The organism is Blastococcus sp. TF02A-26 (assembly GCF_003319125.1).
GTDB lineage: Bacteria > Actinomycetota > Actinomycetes > Mycobacteriales > Geodermatophilaceae > Trujillonella.
Genome location: NZ_QOHG01000015.1, coordinates 69,167 through 87,829 on the forward strand (window position 1 = coordinate 69,167; position 18,663 = coordinate 87,829).

Here is an 18,663-nt window from a genome sequence, read left to right on the forward strand (position 1 = left end):
CGGGCTGCGCGGCTACGGTCGGTCGCATGGCGAGCAGTGCTGAGGACGAACCGGCGGACCAGGGGATGCGTGCCTCCGACCGCGAGCGGCACGCCGTCGTCGAGCGCCTGGAGGTCGCGGCGGCGGAGGGGCGCCTCGACCCCGACGAGCTGCGGGCCCGCACCGATGCCGCCTACGCGGCGCGGACGCTGCACGACCTGACGGTGCTGACCGCGGACCTCCCCCGGGTGGGCAGCACCCCGGTCGTGCCCCTCGGGCCGGTGCCCGGCGTCCCGGCGGTCCCGGCGGCCCCGGCGGCCACCGCGCCTCCGGTCGTGGCGGTGTTCGGCGGCGCCGAGCGGCGCGGCCGCTGGCGGCCGGCCGCGCGGCAGACCGCGGTGGCCGTGTTCGGCGGCGTCGTCCTGGACTACCGCGAGGCCGAGCCCCTGCCGCAGGTCCTGCACCTGCGCGCCACCGCTGTCTTCGGCGGCGTGGACGTCGTGGTGCCGGAGGGCACGACCGTGGAGATGAGCGGGTTCGCCGTCTTCGGCGGGCGCAGCGCGAACGTCGCCTCCGCCGCCGGTCGCTCCGGCCCCGTCGTCCGGCTCCGGGCGGTGGCCGTCTTCGGCGGGGTCAGCATCCGCAGCGCGACGCCCGGTACCGACTGAGCGGTCAGCTCCGGGAGACGCCGTCCAGGTAGTACCAGCGGCCGTCCTCGCGGACGAAGCGGCTGTCCTCGTGCTGCGCCCCGCCCCGGTACGAGGCCCGGAACTCGACCGTGCCCTCCACCGCGAGCATCGAGCCGCCCGTCGTGGACAGCACCTCGAGGCCGGTCCAGCGCACCGCCGGGTCGAGGTCGAGGGAGGCCGGCCGGGTGCGGGGGTGCCAGGTCCCCAGCAGGTACGCCGGGTGGCCGACGACGAAGGCGCTGTACCGCGAGCGCATCAGCTGCTCGGCGGTCGCCGCGGACGCCGTCCCCTCGTGCAGGCGGCCGCAGCACTCCGCGTAGGTCAGGCCGGTGCCGCAGGGACAGCGTCGGGGAGCCACGCCGCCAGTCTCCCCGAGCCCCGGGACCGCCCCCACCGCGGAACGGGGGTCGGATCCGGGCGTTCCCGGATGGGCAGCGGCCGGCCTACCGGACAGGCTCGTCCGCATGACCGAGACGCTCGCCCCGAACCCAGCCCCGCCCGTCCGTCCCGCCCTGCAGCGCAGCCGCACCGACACCATGCTCGGGGGCGTCAGCCGCGGCCTGGCCGACGCGACCGGCATCGACGTCGTCCTGTGGCGGGTCGGCTTCCTCGTCCTGGCGCTGACCGGCGCCGGGTTCCTCGTCTACGCGCTGCTGTGGGTGGCCCTGCCGGCCGCACCCCTGCCGGCCGGCGCCCGTCCCGCGCCGCTGGACGGGTTCGTCGAGCGGCTGCACGTCCGGCTCACCGGGGCGCTCTCCGGCTCGCGCCGCCGCTGACCCCTCAGCCCCGCGCGGCGACCGACCGCACGGTCTGGACGACGTAGACCAGCGAGAGCACGAAGAACACCGCGCCGATCGCGGCCCGGACCTGGTCGTCGTCCAGACCGGAGCGGCGGGCGACGGGGGCGGCGACCGCGTCGGCGACCTTCCCGCGCCATCCCTGCAGACCGGCCTTGCCGAACGAGATCGCATCCATGACGGCACCCCTACCCGTTGCGAGACCGCCGTCACCTCCCGGGGTCTGGCGCGTTGTACGGGGGGACATGCCCCCGGCTCCACTGGAGTAGCCCCGTGCGCCGTCTCGTGCTCACCGTCCTCGCCGCCGTCGCGGTCGTCCTCGGCCTCGCCGCCCCTGCCTCGGCGACGCCGGGTCACCGGCCACCGCCACCGCCGCTGGACTACGTCGCCCTCGGCGACTCCTACAGCGCCGCGTCCGGCGTCCTCCCACCCGACCCGACCGCGGCGCCACAGTGCCTGCGCTCGACGCGGAACTACCCGCACGTCCTGGCCGCCCAGCTGGGCGCGAACCTCACCGACGTGACCTGCGGCGGCGCGGACACCACGCACTTCACCACCGAGCAGTACCCGGGCGTCGCCCCGCAGCTGGACGCGCTGAGCGAGGACACCGACCTGGTCACGATGACCATCGGCGGCAACGACAGCGGCGTCTTCATCAACTCGATCCTGCGCTGCGGCGCCGCGGGCCTGCTCACCCTCGGCCAGGGCAACCCCTGCCAGCAGCAGTACGGCACGTCCTTCGAGGACACCGTGCGGAACGTGACGGGCCCCTCGCTGGTCGCCGCGCTCACCGCGGTCACGGAGGCGGCACCCAACGCCCGCGTCGCGATCCTGGGCTACCCGTCGATCCTGCCGGCCACGGGCGGCTGCTTCCCGGTCATGCCGGTCGCCGTCGGCGACGTCCCCTACCTGCACAGCCTGCAGACGACGCTCAACGACACCATCCGCGCCGCCGCGCGGCAGACCGGCGTGACCTACGTCGACATGAGCGGGCCGTCGGAGGGGCACGACGCCTGCCAGCCGCTCGGCGTCCGGTGGGTCGAGCCGGTGCTGACCGGTACCAACCCCGTGATCGTCCACCCGAACGCCCTCGGCGAGGCCGCGATGGCCGCCGAGATCGTCCGCACCCGCTCGCTGCACCTGGGCCGCTGACCCGGCGGAGGAGATCCGGAGGTGTGACGCCTCCGGGTCTCCTCCGGTGCCGGCATGTGCACGCGACGGGAACGGTGGCGTAACACGCCGCTGCTGGCATGGGTCCTCCACCCGCACCACCCGGAGGACCCCATGACCAGCCACCTGACCGAGCTCGACCGCGAGGCCCGCATGGGCGCCCGGGGCACCGTGACCAGCGCCCGCGAGGTCCGCCGGATCAGCCTCGCCGACCTGCCCGGCCGCCGGGCCGAGATCGCCGACGAGCTGTGGGCCGCCGCGACCGACATCGGCTTCTTCCAGGTCGTCGACCACGGCATCCCGCAGGCGCAGATCGACGGCGCCTTCGCCGCCGCCGAGGCCTTCTTCGCGCTGCCGGAGGAGGTCAAGGCGCGCCGCCCGCTGGTCAAGGCGCTCAACGCCGGCTGGGAGTCCAAGTCCCAGGTCCGCCCCTCGATCGGCACGCCCGACGAGAAGGAGTCCTTCCAGCTGACCCGCCCGCACATGGCCGGGCGCTGGCCCACCGACGAGGAGCTGGCGGGCTTCCGGGACACGATGCTGGCCTTCGAGGCGCGCTGCTGGCAGGTGGCGATGGACGTGCTGTCCTGCTTCGCCCTGCGGCTGGGCTTCGCCGAGGACTTCTTCGCGCGGGCACACGACCCCGCTGCTCCCGGCTACCGCAGCGCCCTGCGGCTGCTGCACTACTTCGCCGTCGCCCCGGAGGTCGCCGCCCGCACCGACCTCTGGCGGGCCGGCGCGCACACCGACTTCGACTGCCTGACGCTGCTGTTCCAGCGGGCCGGCCAGGGCGGTCTGCAGGTGCTCCCCGGCGCGGAGGCCGACGGCGAGGCGTGGACGCCGATCGAGCCCTCGGACGACGCGATCACCTGCAACATCGGCGACATGCTGACCCGCTGGAGCGACGACGTCCTGCCGTCGAACTTCCACCGGGTCACGGCGCCCGGCCCCGGCGACGACCTCGGACCGCGCTACAGCATCGCCTTCTTCGCGCAGGCCAACGACGACGTCGTCATCGAGAGCGCCGCCTACCCGCCGATCACCGCCGGGGACTTCCTCGTGGAGCGCATCCGCGCCAACTACGGGAGGTAGGGCGGCTCAGCCCGGCAGCGGGCGGCACGACCAGCCGTCGGCGGTGCGCAGGTACTGCAGCCGGCGGCTGGCCGTGTCCGCGGCGGCGGCCCAGAAGGTCACCTCCCGCGGCACCAGCCGGAACCCCACCCAGGAGTCCGCGGAGCGCTCGGGCGCGCTGAAGGCGGCCCACCGCGCCACCCGCTCCGCCTGCGGCAGGCCGGCGAGCTCCTCGGTGTTCAGCCACGCCAGTCGCCGGAGGTACTCCGGCCGCGCCACCCAGGCGGCCGCCGCGGCGGCGTCGCCGTCGGGGACGACGTCGCCGCGCACGAGCAGCTGGCGCGAGAAGTCGGGCCACAGGACGACGATGCTCGCCCGCGGTACCGCAGCCAGCTCGGCGACCTTGCGGCTGCTCCGTGCGGTGTGGAAGGCGAACCCGGTCTCGTCGAACGCGCTGAGCAGCACGGTCCGGGCGTCGGGGTAGCCGTCGGTACCGAGCGTCGACAGCGTGACCCGAGGGCGCTCGGGGTCGTCGTCGGGAGGCAGCCAGGCGCGGGCGAGGGCGAACGGGTCGGGCGGGGGAGGGGCGTCGTCGTGGACCGGGTCTGCGTGGCCGGCGTCGCTCACCGGATGGCGCCCTTGGTGGGGCCGTCGTAGTCAGGGTTGAGCTTGCCGGGGTTGAGCAGCCCCAGGGGGTCGGTGGTGCGGGCGGTCTCGATCGTGCGGCCCAGCTCGAAGTCGACGTTCCACTGGTGCGGGTCGTGCACCCCCACGCCGAGGGCGTTGAGGGCCCGGATGCCGTCGCGCACCTGCTCGGGGCTGCGGTACACGCCGGCCAGCATCCCGATCGGCACCGTGTGCCCCGCCTCGACGTGCAGCAGCCCGCCCTCGTAGACCGCGTGCACGTCGTCGATCCGCTCGACCAGCGCGTCGCCGGAGACCTCGACGTGGAAGTACACCCCCGGCCGGCTCTTCTGCAGCCATTCGATGGGGTGGTTGTAGCTGAGCATGCTGAGCGTGAGCACCACCTGGGCGCCGTCGCGGACGTCCTCGATCCGTCCGCCGGCGCCCTCGATCACTGCGGTGGCCGCCTCGACGCTGCGGACGTCGGCGATCATCCGCAGGCTCGACCGGCCGGCCGGGAACGCCGGGTCGGCCGGCAGCGTCGCGGTGATCTCCGGGGTGTCGGCGGAGACCAGCCGGGGGAGCGGCTCCAGCCGCCCGAGCTCGCGCAGCACCGAGAGCGCGCCGCGGAAGTCGGGGAAGCTCGCGTAGAGCCCGCGCCACTCCTGCAGCGGCTCCAGCCGGACGGTGGCCCGCGCGATGATCCCGGCGGTCCCGTAGTTGTGCACGAACCGCTGCGCCTCGTCGCCCTCTACGTGCACCAGCTCGGCCGACCCGGTCGCGTGGACCACGTCGAGGGCGAGCACGAACCCCATGTCGTTGGAGCCGTGCGCGATGGTGCCGGTGCCGCCGGACCCGCCGCCGAGGAACCCGCCGAGCGAGGACTGCGCGGTCGAGGGGTACATCCACAGCTGCTGGCCGGTCTCGGCGGCCGCCCGCTCGAGGGTCACCATCGGCGTCCCGGCCTCGGCCGTGATCCACCCGTCGCCGACCTCGACCACCGCCCGCGCGCGCGACAGGTCCAGCACGAGCCCGCCGGCCATCGGGATCGCCTGCCCGTAGTTGCCGGTGCCCTTGCCGCGCGGGGTGACCGGGACGCCGTGCCGTACCGCGGCGGCGACCACCCGGCCGACGTCCTCGGCCGTGGTCGGCCAGGCCACCAGGTCGGCCACGCCCAGCGGCAGCAGCTCGGTGATGATCGGGCTCATCCGGGCGCCGTCCACCGAGGCCCGCTCCCGGGCGCGCAGGTCGCCGGAGACGTTGCGGGCGCCGAGCAGGGCGACGAGTTCGGCATCCAGGGCGGCGAGGGCGGTGGGCGGCGGAGCGGTCGAGAGGGTCACCGTCCCAGTGGAACGGCCCGCGGTTACGCCCGTGTCACCTCCGTGGGACACGTTCGGCACGCGGGCCTGGTGCCATCCCCGCCGTGAGCTTCTTCTCCGACGTCGAACGGGACCTCATCGTCGACGCCCGCACCGAACTGGCCGACGGCGTGGTCGCCCTGGACCTGGTCGGCCACAACGGCCGCGACCTGCCCGCCTGGACACCGGGCTCGCACATCGACGTGGTGCTGCGCCCGGGGCTGGAGCGGCAGTACTCGCTGTGCGGTGACCGGGCCGACCGCTCCCGGTGGCGGATCGCCGTCCTCCGTGAGGAGAAGGGCGCGGGCGGGTCGGTGGCGCTGCACGACGAGGTGGGAGTCGGGCAGACGCTGCGGGTGCGCGGGCCGCGCAACCACTTCCCCTTCGAGGTCACCCCCGGCACCCGGTACCGGTTCGTCGCCGGGGGCATAGGCATCACCCCGCTGCGCGCGATGGTGGCCGAGGCCGCCGCGGCCGGCGCCGACTGGACCCTGGACCTCGCCGGCCGCTCGCGCCGCACCCTCGCCTTCGCCGCCGACCTGGCCGCCGCGCACCCCGACCGGGTGCGGGTGCACGCCGCCGACGAGGGCCGCCGCCTCGACGTCGCGGCCCTGCTCGGCGAGCCGCGGGACGACACCGCCGTCTACGTGTGCGGCCCGGGCCGGCTGATCGACGCGGTCACCGACGCCATGTCGGGCTGGCCGCCGTCCGCGCTGCACCTGGAGCGGTTCGAGGCCAAGGAGTTCGGTGACCCGGTGTGGCCCGACCCGTTCGAGGTCGAGCTGGCCCTGTCCGGCACCACGGTGACCGTCGAGCCGGGTCGGTCCGTGCTCGACGCGGTGGCCGAGGCCGGGGTCGTCGTCCTCTCGTCCTGCCGGGTCGGGACCTGCGGAACGTGCGAGACACCGGTCCTGGAGGGCCAGGTGGAGCACCGCGACTCCGTCCTCACCCCGGCTGAGCAGGCCGACGGAGCCGTGATGATGGTGTGCGTCTCCCGCGCCGCCGGCCCGCGGCTGGTGCTGGACCTGTGACCGTGCTGCTGACCGGCGCCACCGACCTGGACGGCCGCCGGGTCGACGTCCGCGTCGAGGGTGCGCGGGTCGCCGCGGTCGCCCCCTCGTTGGCCGCGGAGCCGGGGGAGGAGACCCTCGACCTCACCGGGCACTGGCTGCTGCCGGCCCCCGCCGAGCCGCACGCCCACCTCGACAAGGCGCTCACCAGCCACCGGGTGCCCAACCGCACCGGTGACCTGGCCGGGGCGATCGAGGCGATCCGGGCGATCGCCGCCGACTTCACGCACGAGGACCTGGTCGAGCGGGCCACCCGCGCGGCGTACGAGTACCTGGCCAACGGGACGACGGCCATCCGCACCCACGCCGACGTCGGCGTGCACGCCGGCACCCGCCACCTGCGCGCGCTGGTCCAGGTCCGCGACGCCCTCGCAGACCTCGTCCGCATTCAGGTGGTCGCCCTGGTCTCCGCCCCGTTCAGCGCCGCGGAGGCCGACGCCGCGCCGCGGCTGCTGGCCGAGGCGATCGACCTGGGGGCCGACGTCGTCGGCGGCGCGCCGCACCTGTGGGCCGACCGGGACGCCGGCCAGTCCCTGTCGTTCGACGCGGCCGTGCGGGCGGGGCTGCCACTGGACCTGCACACCGACGAGACACTCGACCCGACGGCGCAGGGGCTGCTCGACCTCGCCCGGCGGGTCACCGCCACCGGCTTCGACCGCGGCGTGACCGCGGGGCACTGCGTCAGCCTCGGCGTCCACCCCCTGGAGGTGGCCCGCTCGACCGCCCGCGCGGTGGCCCGCGCCGGCATCGGCGTCGTCGCGCTGCCGCAGACCAACCTCTACCTGCAGGGGCGGGACGTCGCCGTGGCCCCGCCGCGCGGGCTGACCGCCGTCCGCGCGCTGCTGGACGCCGGGGCGACCGTCGGCGGCGGCGGGGACAACCTGCGCGACCCCTTCAACCCGATGGGCCGCGCCGACGCCTGCGAGGCCGCCTCGCTGCTGGTGGCCGCCGGCCACCTGTCGACCCGGGAGGCGTGGCTGGCCGTCAGCGCCGGCGCCCGCCGGTGCATGGGCCTGCCGGTGCCCGCCGTCGCCGAGGGGGCCGCCGCGGAGTTCGTCGCGATCGCGGCCGAGAGCCTCGACGCCGCCGTCGCCGGTGCCGGCACGGCCCGGGTGGTGCTCTCCGGCGAGCGCGTCCTGGCGACGACGGCGGTGGTGCGGTCGTTGCCGGCAGGGCTCGTGTCCAGGTCGTGATGCTCCGCGAGCGGCGTTCACCGCCGGAACACACCGACGAAACAGCCGCCACGGAAGGTGAGGTCGACCCGCTCGCCGGACCGGACACCCCCGGTCCCCGACCTCCGGAGCCGCCCGTGAGCGCACCAGTGACGAGCAGGCCGACGACCGCGACCGACACCCGCGTCCTGCACTTCCGCGACGTCGCCAAGACCTTCCCCGACGGCACCGTTGCGCTCGAGGGCGTCGACCTCGACATCTCCCGCGGGGAGTTCGTGACCGTCGTCGGCCCCTCGGGCTGCGGGAAGAGCACCCTGCTGCGGATCGCCTCGGACCTGTCCCCGGCGACGTCGGGCCAGGTGCAGGTGGACGCGCAGCGGATCGGCTACGTCTTCCAGGACGCGACGCTGCTGCCCTGGCGCAGCGTGCTCAAGAACGTGCAGCTCCTCGGTGAGCTGCACGGCATGGGGAAGCCGTCGCTGAACCAGGCCTCCCGGGACGCCATCGACCTCGTCGGCCTCACCGGCCACGAGAAGAAGCTGCCGCGCGAGCTGTCCGGCGGGATGCGGATGCGCGCCTCGCTGGCGCGGTCGCTGACCCTCGACCCGGACCTGTTCCTCTTCGACGAGCCCTTCGGCGCGCTCGACGAGATCACCCGCGAGCGGCTGAACGACGAGCTGCTGAGCATGTTCCGGACCAAGCGGTTCGGCGCCCTGTTCATCACGCACTCGGTGAGCGAGGCGGTCTACATGTCCACCCGCGTGCTGGTGATGAGCGGCCGGCCGGGGCACATCGTGGCCTCGTTCGACGTCCCGTTCGGGACCGACCGCACGCCCGACCTGCGATTCACCCCCGAGTTCGCCGCGCTGGCCGGCGAGGTCTCGCACGCGCTGCGGGAGGGGCACCGATGACGACGTTCCGCACCGACCACCCGGCCCGAGTCGAGGGGAACACCGTGACGGCCACCGAGCAGGGCACCGAGGCGCACGCGTCCGGGAAGGCAGCCGCGCCGGAGGAACTGGTCGCCGCCGGGACCGCGCCGCTGGTCCGCCGTCGGCGGCGCGGCGGCCGGTGGCTCAACGTCGCCGCGCCGCTCGCCGTCCTCGCCGCCCTGATCGGGCTCTGGTACGCGATCACCTACCTGGTGCTCAGCGAGCGGCGCCGGTTCCTCATGCCGCCGCCGCAGGACGTCATCACCGAGGGCTTCGGCGACCCGGTCGCGATGGAGAAGATCGGGGTCGCGCTCGGCAACACCGTCCAGGTCACCTTCACCGGCCTGGCGATCGCCATCGTGATCGGGATGCTCTGGGCGATCGTCATGAGCCAGGCGAAGGTCGCCGAGCGGTCGCTGTTCCCCTACGCCGTCGCGCTGCAGTGCATCCCGATCCTGGCGCTGGTCCCGCTGATCGCGTTCTGGTTCGGCTACGGGTTCCCGGCCCGCGTCATCGTCTGCGTGCTGATCGCGCTGTTCCCGATCGTGTCCAACACGCTCTTCGGCCTGCAGTCGGTCGAGCGCGGCCAGCACGAGCTGTTCGACCTGCACGGCGCGAGCCGGTTCACCCGGCTGGTGAAGCTGCAGTTCCCCGCCGCGATGCCGGCCATCTTCGCCGGCTTCCGCATCTCCGCCGGCCTGTCGGTGGTCGGCGCGATCGTCGGGGACGTCTTCTTCAAGCAGGGCGAGGCCGGCCTGGGCATCGTGCTCGACAACTTCCGCAACCGGATCCAGGGCCCCGAGCTGTTCGCCACGATCATCGTCGCCGCCGGGCTCGGCATCGCCGTCTTCCTGCTCTTCGGCTGCCTCGGGAAGCTCGCCGTCGGCCGCTGGTACGACGCCGGCCGCGACGCGGCCTGAAGCCCTCCCCGCCCCCTCTGTACGGCGCCCCGGTCCCGGGGACGCCGTCCCACCCCACCCCTCAAGGAGACCCGTGCGCCGGACCCGTACCTCCATCGGCCTCGCCGCTGCCGCGAGCCTCGCTCTCGTCCTCTCCGCCTGCGGCGAGGACGACGACGGCGGCTCGGCCGACGCCGCCGGTCCCACCGGTGAGATCGGCAGCACCGACCTGGCCGCGGCCGGCTGTCCCGAGACCGTCGTCATCCAGACCGACTGGAACCCCGAGGCCGAGCACGGCGGGGTCTACCAGCTCCTCGGCGACGACGTCTCCATCGACGCCGGGGCGAAGACGGTCAGCGCGACCCTCGTCGACAGCGCCGGTGACAGCACCGGCGTCATGGTCGAGGTCCGGGCCGGCGGGCCGGCGATCGGCTTCCAGCCGGTCAGTGCGCAGATGTACTCCGACGACTCGATCACCCTCGGCTACGTCGACACCGACGAGGGGATCCAGGTGTCGGCCGACCAGCCGACGGTCGGCGTCCTCGCCCAGCTGGAGAAGTCCCCGCAGATGATCATGTGGGACCCCGAGACCTACCCGGACGTCGACGAGATCGGCGATCTGGCCGACACCGACGCCACCGTGCGCTACTTCGAGGGCTCGGCCTACATGGACTACCTCGTGGGCGCCGGCCTGCTCCGCGAGGACCAGCTCGACGGCAGCTACGACGGCAGCCCGGCGGCGTTCGTGGCCGCGGAGGGCGCCGACGCCCAGCAGGGCTACGCCAGCGCCGAGCCCTACATCTACGAGAACGAGGTCGACGCCTGGGGCAAGCCGGTCGAGTACCAGCTGATCCACGACGCCGGCTTCCAGGTCTACGCCTCGTCGCTGTCGGTGCGCGCCGACCAGTTGGAGCCGCTGAGCGACTGCCTCACCGAGCTGGTGCCGCTCATGCAGCAGGCCGACGTCGACTACCTGGCCGACCCGTCCGGCGCGAACGAGCTGATCGTCTCGCTGGTCGAGGAGTACGACACCGGCTGGCAGTACAGCGAGGGCGTCGCCGACTACGCGGCCGAGACGATGGCCGAGCTCGGGATCTCGGGCAACGGGGAGAACGACACCCACGGCGACTTCGACATGGAGCGCATGCAGACCCTGATCGAGCAGACGACGCCGATCTTCACCGAGCAGGGAACGCCGCCGGCCGAGGGGCTCACCCCCGAGGACGTCGTCACCAACCAGTTCATCGACATGTCGATCGGCGCCGACGTCTGACCCGACCGCACCGACTGCGCCGGCAGCCCCTCCGCGGGCTGCCGGCGCAGCCGCGTCCTGACCCGATCTGGCGAGGGACCGGCGCTGCGGGGAACGCCCCCCCGGTCCGTGGGGCGTTCAATGGGACGCGGCACCCGACGGGGCGTCGCGCGCGCGACCGAGGAGACACGATGCTGGACTACCTGAAGCGCCTGCAGTACGAGCGGCCGGTGCTGTTCTGGGTGATCCTGCTCGTCGGCTTCTGGCTCGCGTTCCAGCTGCTGATCTTCGTCGCGAGCCTGCTGCTCTCGGGCTTCTCGCTGCCGGGCTGGGCGCCGCTCGTCCTGGTCCTCGTGGTCCTGGTCGTCATCGCCAAGCGGCAGCAGAACTCCCGCTGGTAGCCCCGCACCGGCGCCACGGCCCCGACGTCGTGCGCCGCGGTGCACCGCAGGCGCCTCCCGCCGCACCGGCGCGCACACCGTCGGGGTCCTGAGCTCCTCCGCCACCGGCCGCGAGGAGCCCGGTCAGGACTTCTTGCTCTTCTTCTTGCCGCCCTTCTTGCCGAGCTCGCTCTGGGCGGCCGAGCTCGTCCGGGGGTTCTTCTTGCCCTCCTTCTCGGCCTTGGCGTTCGCCTTCTTCGCCGCGTCGCTGCCCTTGCCGCTCTTCTCGGCCACGCTGCCTCCTCGCTGGGACCGTCCCCGTGGACGGCCGGAGCGCTGCCCTACCCGCGGCCGAACGGCGGGAACACCTGGTCCCCGTCCACCTGGGTGACCAGGCGGGCGAGGCGGTCGTGCACCTGGTCCACCACCGTCGTCGCCTCCGGGTCGCACAGCCGGGTGCCGTCGGCGGCCAGCCGCCCGCCCACCCACACCTGGTGCAGGTTCCGCAGCGAGCACGCCAGCACGTAGGTGCCGTAGGCGTCCCAGACAGGGCCGGTGTCGGGGTCGCGCGGGTCGACGACGAGGAAGTCGGCGAACCGGCCGACCCGCAGCGTGCCCACCCGGTCGTCGACGCCGAGGACCTCCGCCGAGCCCCGCGTGTGCATCTCCAGCACGTCGCGGACCGGTAGCGCCGACGGGTCCCGGTACGTCGCCCGCACCAGCGCCAGCGCCGTCCGCATGTTGGAGAACGGGTCGCTCACGTCGGTGCAGGACTGGTCGTCCAGCCCCATCCCGACCCGCATGCCTGCCGCCCGGATCTCCGGGATCCGCGCGACGCCGGACGCGAGCCGGCCGTTGCTCATCGGCTGCCAGCTCATCCCGCAGCCCGCGGCCGCGGCGGCGGCGATGATCTCGTCGGAGGTCTGGATGAAGTGGCCGAACACCAGGTCCGGGCCGAGCGCGCCGGCGTCGGCGTACCAGGCGAACTTCGACTGCTGGAGCTCCACGTCCTGCGCCGTCTCCAGGAAGTGCGGCTGGTTCAGCAGCCCGTGCCGGCGCATCGCCGCCACCTCGACCTCGGCGGCGCCGGGGTCGTCGGCCCACTGCACGGTGCCGCTCAGCGCCACGCCCAGGTGCAGCGCCGGGTCGACGTCCCGGGCGGCGTCGACCACCTCGTCGAGCTGGGCCAGCGCGTCGGCGGGGGAGACCCCGCCCTGGCCGAGCATGACGCTGTGCACGTGCCGCAGCCCGGCGTCGGCCTTGCCGCGCAGCTGGGCGTGGGTGAACGCGGTGTCGGGCAGGGCGGCCTCGTAGCGGGCTGAGTCGTCGCCGCTGCCGGCGGTGAAGGGCAGCCCGGCGGAGGTGAAGTCGTAGGCGCTGGTGATGCCGTTGCGCAGGAAGTCCTGGGCGCCGTGCCGGGTCAGCCAGTAGACGTCCTCGGCGTCGGCCGCGTCGGTGTACCGGGTCATCGCCTGGATCCAGCCGTAGAGCGACTGGTCCATGCCCAGCCCCCGGGACGCCGAGGTGAACAGGTGGCTGTGCGCCGACACGAAGCCCGGTCCGATCAGCTTCCCGGCGGCGTCGAGCACCTCGTCGGCGACCAGGTCGGCCGGTGGCTCGCCCGGCTCGATCGCCGCGATCCGCCCGTCGTCGCCGACGGTGATCCAGCCGCGGAACGGATCGGGCCGGTCGGGGTCCATGGTCAGCAGGACGGCGTCGCGCACGAGGAGCAGGGTCACGCCCCCGACCCTGACCGCCTCACGTTGCCGCGCGGTGACGACGGCGTTCCCGGCTCGTCAGCAGCGTGCGCAGCCGGCCCGCGACGTCGCCCTCGGGGACGGCGACCAGCTCCCCGTCGCGGACGACGACCCGTCCACCCACGACCACGTGCCGCGGACGCCGTCCCGGGCGCGCCCACAGCAGCCCGGCCACCGGATCGGCCACGCCCGCGTCGGCGACGCCGTCGACGTCCCAGCACACGAGGTCGGCCCACGCCCCCGGGACCAGCCGGCCGAGGTCCGGGCGGCCCAGGCCGTCCGCGGAGCCGGCGGTCGCCCAGGTGAGCACCTCGCGGGCGGCCACCGGCCGGCCGGCCAGCGGCGCGACCTGCATCGCCAGCCGGGCGTCGGCCAGCAGGTGCCCGGCGTCGTTCGAGCCGCCGCCGCTGGTCCCCAGGCCGACCGCGACCCCGGCGTCGGCGAGCGCGGCCATCGGCGCCACGCCCCAGCCCATCGGCAGGTCGCAGCCCGGTGCGTGGGTCGCGGTCACGCCGGCGGCGGCCAGCCGCGCGATCTCGTCGGAGGTCACCGCGCACAGGTGCGCCAGCGTCACGTCCGGTGCGAGCCACCCCCACTCCTCGAGCAGGTCGACCGGCCGCCGCCCGTAGCGCTCCGCGGCGACGTCCACGTCGACCTGCTCGTTGGCCTGGGTGCGGCGGCGCAACCCGTGCCGGGTGGCCATCTCGGCCAGCAGCGCGAAGGTCTCCGGCCCGTCGCTGTGCACGCCGGCCGGACCGACGGCGACCTGCAGCACCCCGTCGGCGGTCACCCCGCCGGGCGGCACGAGGGCGACGGCGATCGCGTCGGCCGAGGCGGCGGCCTGCTCGGGGTCGTCGCCGGCGCTGCCCCGGACGAACACCAGCCGGGCGCCGAGCTCGCGGGCGGCACCGGCCGTCGCGCGGGCGATCGCCACGTCCGCGTCGGCGCTCCCGCGCGGCCAGGTCAGGTGGTGGTCGGCCACGGTGGTGACGCCGCACAGCAGCGCCTCGGCCAGCCCGGCGGACGCGGCGACGGCGGCGAGCTCGTCGTCCACCCCGACGGCGGTATAGGCGGCGGCCATGGTCGGCAGCCACCGCGCCATGGGGACGCCACGGGTGCCCGGCAGCGTCCGGAACGCCGTCTGCAGCAGGTGGTGGTGGGCGTTCACCAGCCCCGGGGTGACCACGCAGCCGGCCGCGTCGAGCACCTCGCCGGCACCCGCGGTGGGAGCGATCCGGCCGTCGTCCCCGCAGACCACGTCGACCCCGGTCAGCTCCTCGCCGGTCCCGGTCCAGACCACCTCGGCGTTCCGCACGATCAGCACCGGCGGAGGCTCGCAGCCCGGTGTTCCGGGGAGGTGACGCGGCGTCCCGCGCGCGACATCCGCCGGCAACGCGGCGTCCCTAGCGTGCGGCCCATGCCCGCCCGCCTGCTCACCGACCTCTCCGCCCCGGCTCTCGACGCGGCTCTCGGCCCGGACAGCGTCCTGGTCCTCCCGACCGGCGCGATCGAGCAGCACGGCCCCCACCTGCCGGTGGGCACGGACCTGCTCATCGCCCAGGCCATGGCCGAGCGGGCGGTCGAGCGGTTCGGCGAGGAACTCGACCTGTGGCTGCTGCCGCCGCTGGCCTACACGAAGTCCAACGAGCACGCCTGGTCCTCGGGCACCTTCTGGCTGTCGGCGGCCACGCTGACCGCCGTCCTGCACGACCTCGGTCGCAGCATCGCCCGCACGCCAGCCCGCCGGCTGGCCTTCCTCAACGGGCACGGCGGCAACTCCGCGCTCCTGCAGGTCGCCGCGCGCGACATCCGGCTGGAGACCGGGCTGCGCACGTTCGTGCTGCACCCCCGGCCGCCGGCCGACCAGGGCGGCACCAGCCCCGCGGGGGAGCTCGGGATGGGCGTGCACGGCGGCATGGACGAGACGTCGCTGGTGCTGCACCTGCGGCCGGAGCTCGTGGACATGACGAAGGCCGGCCGCTGGGTGCCCGAGCACCTCGACGGCTACCGGCACGTCCGGTTCGGCGGCTCGGTCTCCTTCGGCTGGTCCTCGGACGACTTCGGCCCGGCCGGCGTCGTCGGCGATGCCACGCACGCCACCGCCGAGTACGGGGCGCAGCGGGCCGCCGGGATGGTCGAGTACCTGGGGGAGGCGCTGGCCGAGGTGGCCCGCTTCGATCCGGCAGCCGGGGCGGTGCCGTCCCGTCAGTGACGCTGGTCCCGTCGACCCCACGTGACACGGACGGCACCCCACGCGTCACGGAACGGCAACGTCCCCGTGGCACTGTGGCTCCGTGACCGCCGCAGCACACGGCGTCCCCGACCCGCGCGACGTCGCGCCGGGTCCCCAGGACGCCCAGTCGCCGGACGATCCCGGTCCGCGCACCGCCGAGCACGCCCGGTTGGCCGAGGCGGGCAGCATGTCCGCGCCGTGGCGCACGTGGGGCCCCTACCTGGCCGGCCGCCAGTGGGGGACCGTCCGCGAGGACTACTCCGAGGACGGCGACGCCTGGGCCTCCTTCCCGTTCGACCACGCCCACGCCCGCGCCTACCGGTGGGGCGAGGACGGCCTCGGCGGCATCTGCGACCGCTTCGGTTTCCTGAACTTCTCGATCGCGCTGTGGAACGGCAAGGACCCGATCCTCAAGGAGCGGCTGTTCGGCCTCACCAACGAAGAGGGCAACCACGGCGAGGACGCCAAGGAGTACTGGTGGGCCGTCGACGGCACCCCCACGCACTCCTGGATGCAGTGGCTCTACCGCTATCCGCAGGCCGAGTACCCCTACGCCCAGCTGCGCGAGGAGAACGCCCGCCGCAGCCGGCTCGAGCGCGAGTACGAGCTCGCCGACACCGGCGTCCTGGACGAGGACCGCTTCTTCGACGTCCAGGTCTCCTACGCCAAGGCCGGGCCGGAGGACGTCTGCATCGTCGTCTCCGCCACCAACCACGGCCCCGAGGCCGCGCCGCTGCACCTGCTCCCGCAGGTCTGGTTCCGCAACACGTGGTCCTGGGGCGGCGACAAGCGCCAGGGCGTGATCACCCAGCTGCTGGCGCCCACGCTGACGGTGTCCGGGCTGGAGGCCGTCGAGGCCGAGCACGGCTACCTGGGGCGCTACGTGCTCGCGGCCGAGGGGTCGCCGACGGTGCTGCACTGCGACAACGAGACCAACGCCGTCGCCCTCTTCGGGGCCGCGCGCAACAGCAGCAGGTACCCCAAGGACGGCATCGGCCGCCGGGTCGTCGACGGCGACCGCAAGGCGGTCAACCCCGCGGGCACCGGCACGAAGGCCGCGTTCTGGTACCAGTGGGACGCCGTCGCCCCGGGGGAGACGGTCAGCGTCCGGCTGCGGCTGCGCCAGGCCGACCCCGACGACGCCGTCTTCGGCGAGGAGTTCGACGCCGTCTGCGCCACCCGCCGGGCCGAGGCCGACGAGTTCTACGGCACGGTGATCCACCCGGGCCTGTCCGACGAGGACCGGCACGTCGCCCGCCGGGCCTACGCCGGCCTGCTGTGGACCAAGCAGCTGTACCGCTTCGACGTCTCCCAGTGGCTGGACGGCGACTCGGAGTCGCCCGCCCCGGAGTCCCGGCGCAAGCGCGGCCGGCGCAACTCCGGCTGGCGGCACCTCGCGCTGGCCGACGTCATCTCGATGCCCGACGAGTGGGAGTACCCGTGGTTCGCCGCGTGGGACACCGCCTTCCACTGCATCCCGCTCGCGCACGTGGACCCGGACTTCGCCAAGGAGCAGCTGGTCCTCATGTGCCGGGAGTGGGCGATGCACCCCAACGGCCAGCTCCCGGCCTACGAGTGGGCCTTCGGTGACGTCAACCCGCCGGTGCACGCCTGGGCGGCCTGGCACGTCTACCGGATCGACGGCTACCGGGACCGGCAGTTCCTCATCCGGGTCTTCACCAAGCTGCTGCTGAACTTCTCGTGGTGGGTCAACCGCAAGGACGCCACCGGCTCGGGCCTGTTCGAGGGCGGCTTCCTCGGCATGGACAACATCGCGCTGTTCGACCGCTCCGCGCCGCTGCCCCCGGGCTACCGGCTGGAGCAGTCCGACGCCACCAGCTGGATGGCGTTCTACTGCCAGCAGATGTTCAAGATCGCGCTCGAGCTGTCCCGGTTCGACCAGGCGTGGGACTCCACCGCGACCAAGTTCCTCGAGCACTTCCTCTCCATCGCCCAGGCGATGAACGAGTTCGGCTCGCACGAGGAGTCGCTGTGGAACGAGGAGGACGGCTTCTTCTACGACGTCCTCGTCGCCCCCGACGGCACCGCCGAGCCGCTGCGGGTCCGGTCGATGGTCGGGCTGCTGCCGATCCTCGGGGCCACGGAGGTGCCCTCGTGGATCCAATCCGAGTGCCCCGACGTGGCCAACCAGCTGCGCTGGCTGCAGCGCCGGCGCCCGGAGCTCATGGGCCCGCTGCTGAGCCGTTCGGCGCCCGAGGGCCGGAAGATGATCCTGTCGCTGGTCGACCGCGAGCGCCTCGAGCGGATCCTCACCCGGATGTTCGACACGAACGAGTTCCTGTCGCCGTTCGGCATCCGGTCGCTGTCCAAGGCGACCGGGCAGGTGTTCGCCCAGGTCGGCGGCCGCGACGTCTCCATCGAGTACGAGCCGGGGGAGTCGCGGACCAAGCTGTTCGGCGGCAACTCCAACTGGCGCGGGCCCGTCTGGTTCCCGGTCAACGTGCTCCTGGCCGACAAGCTGCGCACCCTGGGCCGCTTCTACGGCGACTCGTTCACCATCGAGATCCCCACCGGCTCCGGCCAGCGCCGCACGCTGGTGGAGGCCGCCGACCTCATCGACGGCAGCCTCACCGCGCTGTTCCGGCCGGTCGACGGTCAGCGCCCCGCGGACGGCAAGCGCATCGAGGCCACCGGGTCACCGCTGTGGCAGGACCACCCGACGTTCAGCGAGTTCTTCGACGGCGACACCGGCGAGGGCCTGGGCGCCTCCCACCAGACCGGCTGGACGGCGTTGGTGGCGCACCTGCTCAACCCCCGGCTGCCCCCCGACCCCCGGTTCTCCTGAACGGAGTCGCTGGGTGACGGAAACCGTCATTCAGCGACTCCGCTCAGCCGCGGGCGGCGGCGAGGACCTCGGTGAGCGTCCGGTCGTCGCGGGCCACCCAGGCCCGGCCGTCGTCGCCGAGCACGATCGGGCGCTGGATGAGCTTCGGGTTCTCCACGAGCACCCGGATCCAGGCGTCGGCGTCCCGTGGCGCGTCCTTGAGCCCGAGCTCCTTCGCACGGGGCTCGGCCATCCGCGTGATGTCCCACGGCTGCAGCCCGAGCGCGGCGAGGACGGCGCGCAGCTCGTCCTCGGTCGGCGGCTCGTCCAGGTAGCGGCGCAGCCGGTGGTCGACGCCCGCGTCATCCAGCTGGGCCCTGGCGGTACGGCACTTCGAGCACGAGGGGTTGAACCAGACCTCCACGCCGTGAGCCTAGGGGCCCGGGGCGGGCCGGCGGGGCCGGGGTTAGGGTCGACGGAACGCTGGACGGTCCCTCG

The 18,663-nt window shown here is 74.2% G+C and carries 20 protein-coding genes; 12 read left to right on the forward strand and 8 right to left on the reverse strand.

The genetic code is table 11. The annotated features are described in order from the left end of the window. Positions 1-26: 26 nt before the first annotated feature. Positions 27-647, forward strand: a complete 621-nt coding sequence (locus DQ240_RS16695; RefSeq protein WP_113840745.1) for a DUF1707 domain-containing protein — start codon at positions 27-29, stop codon at positions 645-647. A 4-nt stretch (positions 648-651) separates the two neighbouring features. On the opposite strand, the gene DQ240_RS16700 is transcribed toward DQ240_RS16695, so the two are convergent. Beyond that, on the reverse strand, positions 652-1,026 hold the full coding sequence (locus tag DQ240_RS16700) for a YchJ family protein (protein WP_233498780.1): 375 nt from the start codon (positions 1,024-1,026) through the stop codon (positions 652-654). A 106-nt stretch (positions 1,027-1,132) separates the two neighbouring features. Between DQ240_RS16700 and DQ240_RS16705 the strand changes: the two genes are divergently transcribed. Continuing rightward, a complete protein-coding gene (locus DQ240_RS16705) occupies positions 1,133-1,444 on the forward strand; it encodes a PspC domain-containing protein (RefSeq protein ID WP_113840747.1) in 312 nt (103 codons plus the stop codon). A gap of 4 nt (positions 1,445-1,448) precedes the next feature. On the opposite strand, the gene DQ240_RS16710 is transcribed toward DQ240_RS16705, so the two are convergent. Then, a complete protein-coding gene (locus tag DQ240_RS16710) occupies positions 1,449-1,643 on the reverse strand; it encodes a hypothetical protein (protein ID WP_113840748.1) in 195 nt (64 codons plus the stop codon). Between the two features lie 95 nt (positions 1,644-1,738). Between DQ240_RS16710 and DQ240_RS16715 the strand changes: the two genes are divergently transcribed. Then, complete coding sequence (locus DQ240_RS16715; protein WP_113840749.1) at positions 1,739-2,617, forward strand: SGNH/GDSL hydrolase family protein; 879 nt, start codon at positions 1,739-1,741, stop codon at positions 2,615-2,617. Between the two features lie 132 nt (positions 2,618-2,749). After that, positions 2,750-3,724: an isopenicillin N synthase family oxygenase gene (locus DQ240_RS16720; protein ID WP_113840750.1), complete on the forward strand. Its 975-nt coding sequence runs from the start codon at positions 2,750-2,752 to the stop codon at positions 3,722-3,724. A 6-nt stretch (positions 3,725-3,730) separates the two neighbouring features. Here the strand turns inward: DQ240_RS16720 and DQ240_RS16725 are convergent, their stop codons facing one another. Together DQ240_RS16725 and DQ240_RS16730 are read right to left on the reverse strand one after the other, a co-directional pair. Further along, positions 3,731-4,330, reverse strand: coding sequence for a pyridoxamine 5'-phosphate oxidase family protein (locus tag DQ240_RS16725; protein ID WP_113840751.1), 600 nt, complete (start codon positions 4,328-4,330; stop codon positions 3,731-3,733). Next, positions 4,327-5,667: an FAD-binding oxidoreductase gene (locus DQ240_RS16730; RefSeq protein WP_113840752.1), complete on the reverse strand. Its 1,341-nt coding sequence runs from the start codon at positions 5,665-5,667 to the stop codon at positions 4,327-4,329. The genes DQ240_RS16725 and DQ240_RS16730 overlap by 4 nt, the downstream gene beginning before the upstream one ends. Before the next feature lie 83 nt (positions 5,668-5,750). On the opposite strand from DQ240_RS16730, the gene DQ240_RS16735 reads away from it, so the two are divergent. The 6 genes from DQ240_RS16735 to DQ240_RS16760 all read left to right on the forward strand — a co-directional run bounded on the left by DQ240_RS16735 (position 5,751) and on the right by DQ240_RS16760 (position 11,411). After that, entirely contained in the window at positions 5,751-6,716 is a 966-nt protein-coding gene (locus DQ240_RS16735; protein ID WP_113840753.1) for a PDR/VanB family oxidoreductase, read from the forward strand. Beyond that, complete coding sequence (locus tag DQ240_RS16740; RefSeq protein ID WP_113840754.1) at positions 6,713-7,948, forward strand: amidohydrolase family protein; 1,236 nt, start codon at positions 6,713-6,715, stop codon at positions 7,946-7,948. The genes DQ240_RS16735 and DQ240_RS16740 overlap by 4 nt, the downstream gene beginning before the upstream one ends. A gap of 116 nt (positions 7,949-8,064) precedes the next feature. Further along, positions 8,065-8,838 (forward strand): ABC transporter ATP-binding protein, encoded by a 774-nt coding sequence (locus DQ240_RS16745; protein ID WP_233498781.1) that lies wholly within the window; start codon positions 8,065-8,067, stop codon positions 8,836-8,838. Beyond that, positions 8,835-9,779, forward strand: coding sequence for an ABC transporter permease (locus DQ240_RS16750; RefSeq protein ID WP_113840756.1), 945 nt, complete (start codon positions 8,835-8,837; stop codon positions 9,777-9,779). Before DQ240_RS16745 ends, DQ240_RS16750 begins: the two co-directional genes overlap by 4 nt. A 73-nt stretch (positions 9,780-9,852) precedes the next feature. Beyond that, positions 9,853-11,031: an ABC transporter substrate-binding protein gene (locus tag DQ240_RS16755; protein WP_113840757.1), complete on the forward strand. Its 1,179-nt coding sequence runs from the start codon at positions 9,853-9,855 to the stop codon at positions 11,029-11,031. A 170-nt stretch (positions 11,032-11,201) separates the two neighbouring features. Continuing rightward, a complete protein-coding gene (locus DQ240_RS16760) occupies positions 11,202-11,411 on the forward strand; it encodes a hypothetical protein (protein WP_233498782.1) in 210 nt (69 codons plus the stop codon). Positions 11,412-11,534: 123 nt separating this feature from the next. Here the strand turns inward: DQ240_RS16760 and DQ240_RS23340 are convergent, their stop codons facing one another. Genes DQ240_RS23340 through DQ240_RS16770 form a run of 3 tightly spaced genes read right to left on the reverse strand, consistent with a single transcriptional unit; the run spans position 11,535 to position 14,471 of the window. Next, the gene (locus tag DQ240_RS23340) at positions 11,535-11,684 is read right to left on the reverse strand and encodes a hypothetical protein (RefSeq protein ID WP_158548752.1); all 150 of its coding nucleotides are present in this window, start codon (positions 11,682-11,684) and stop codon (positions 11,535-11,537) included. 47 nt (positions 11,685-11,731) lie between these two features. Further along, on the reverse strand, positions 11,732-13,129 hold the full coding sequence (locus DQ240_RS16765) for an amidohydrolase family protein (protein ID WP_113840758.1): 1,398 nt from the start codon (positions 13,127-13,129) through the stop codon (positions 11,732-11,734). 19 nt (positions 13,130-13,148) lie between these two features. After that, positions 13,149-14,471 (reverse strand): amidohydrolase family protein, encoded by a 1,323-nt coding sequence (locus DQ240_RS16770; RefSeq protein WP_113840759.1) that lies wholly within the window; start codon positions 14,469-14,471, stop codon positions 13,149-13,151. A gap of 93 nt (positions 14,472-14,564) precedes the next feature. On the opposite strand from DQ240_RS16770, the gene DQ240_RS16775 reads away from it, so the two are divergent. Together DQ240_RS16775 and DQ240_RS16780 are read left to right on the forward strand one after the other, a co-directional pair. Further along, positions 14,565-15,359, forward strand: coding sequence for a creatininase family protein (locus tag DQ240_RS16775; protein WP_113840760.1), 795 nt, complete (start codon positions 14,565-14,567; stop codon positions 15,357-15,359). 82 nt (positions 15,360-15,441) lie between these two features. After that, entirely contained in the window at positions 15,442-18,186 is a 2,745-nt protein-coding gene (locus DQ240_RS16780; RefSeq protein ID WP_199589357.1) for a glucosidase, read from the forward strand. A 43-nt stretch (positions 18,187-18,229) separates the two neighbouring features. On the opposite strand, the gene DQ240_RS16785 is transcribed toward DQ240_RS16780, so the two are convergent. Then, entirely contained in the window at positions 18,230-18,589 is a 360-nt protein-coding gene (locus DQ240_RS16785; RefSeq protein ID WP_113840761.1) for an ArsC/Spx/MgsR family protein, read from the reverse strand. Positions 18,590-18,663: the final 74 nt, after the last annotated feature.

Coding starts and splice junctions, on each gene's coding strand:
- DQ240_RS16695 (WP_113840745.1), top strand. CDS start 27: ATGGCGAGCAGTGCTGAGGACGAACCGGCGGACCAGGGGATGCGTGCC.
- DQ240_RS16760 (WP_233498782.1), top strand. CDS start 11,202: ATGCTGGACTACCTGAAGCGCCTGCAGTACGAGCGGCCGGTGCTGTTC.
- DQ240_RS16705 (WP_113840747.1), top strand. CDS start 1,133: ATGACCGAGACGCTCGCCCCGAACCCAGCCCCGCCCGTCCGTCCCGCC.
- DQ240_RS16775 (WP_113840760.1), top strand. CDS start 14,565: ATGCCCGCCCGCCTGCTCACCGACCTCTCCGCCCCGGCTCTCGACGCG.
- DQ240_RS16720 (WP_113840750.1), top strand. CDS start 2,750: ATGACCAGCCACCTGACCGAGCTCGACCGCGAGGCCCGCATGGGCGCC.
- DQ240_RS16750 (WP_113840756.1), top strand. CDS start 8,835: ATGACGACGTTCCGCACCGACCACCCGGCCCGAGTCGAGGGGAACACC.
- DQ240_RS16710 (WP_113840748.1), bottom strand. CDS start 1,643: ATGGATGCGATCTCGTTCGGCAAGGCCGGTCTGCAGGGATGGCGCGGG.